A 644-nucleotide genomic window follows, 5' to 3' on the forward strand; every position below is an offset into this window, starting at 1 on the left:
AGGGCTGAATCCAGCCTTTGAGGACCCGCCATGGCCCAGTGCCGCCTGCCCGAACAGTTCGCCGACGTCGCCGCCCACCACCTGCCGCCGGACCGCCCGGTCGGCGCCGAAGGCGGACGCCCCCGCGTCCCCAATCGCGTCGTGCTGAAAGTCTTGTGGTACGTGCTGACGACCGGCTGCCGGTGGCGGGACGTGCCTCCCGACATGGGCTGCTCCGGAGAGACCGCCCGCTGCCGGCTGATCGAGTGGGAGGAGTTGGGCGTCTGGGCCCGCGTGCACCTGGACTTCCTGCGGCTGCTCCGCCGCGACGGGGAGTTGAAGCACGACGCCGCGATCGTCGACTCGGTCCTCGTCCGGGCCCACGGGGCCGGCGAGCAAACCGGCCCCAGCCCGGTCGACCGCGGCCGTCCGGGCTGCAAATACAGCCTCATGGTGGATCGCGACGGAGCCGCCTTGGGCGTGAAGATCGCCGGCGCCAACGCCAGCGACCACACGCAGATCCTGCCGCTGGTCCGGGAGGAGTTCCCCCGCGTCGGCGGCAAGCCGGGTCGCCCGAAGGAAGCCCCGGACCGGCTGTACGCCGACGCCGGGTACGACAGCGACGCGACTCGCGGCGTGCTGCGGTCATTGGGGATCGAGCCCTT

The 644-nt window shown here is 72.2% G+C and carries 1 protein-coding gene; it reads left to right on the forward strand.

Translation table 11 applies throughout. The features are described 5' to 3' along the window. Positions 1–30 precede the first annotated feature (30 nt). On the forward strand, positions 31–644 hold a 614-nt coding region (locus ACG2DA_RS22990; RefSeq protein ID WP_395259047.1), incomplete at its 3' end, for an IS5 family transposase.

It is taken from the genome of Alienimonas sp. DA493 (assembly GCF_043951915.1).
Classification (GTDB): Bacteria; Planctomycetota; Planctomycetia; order Planctomycetales; family Planctomycetaceae; genus Alienimonas.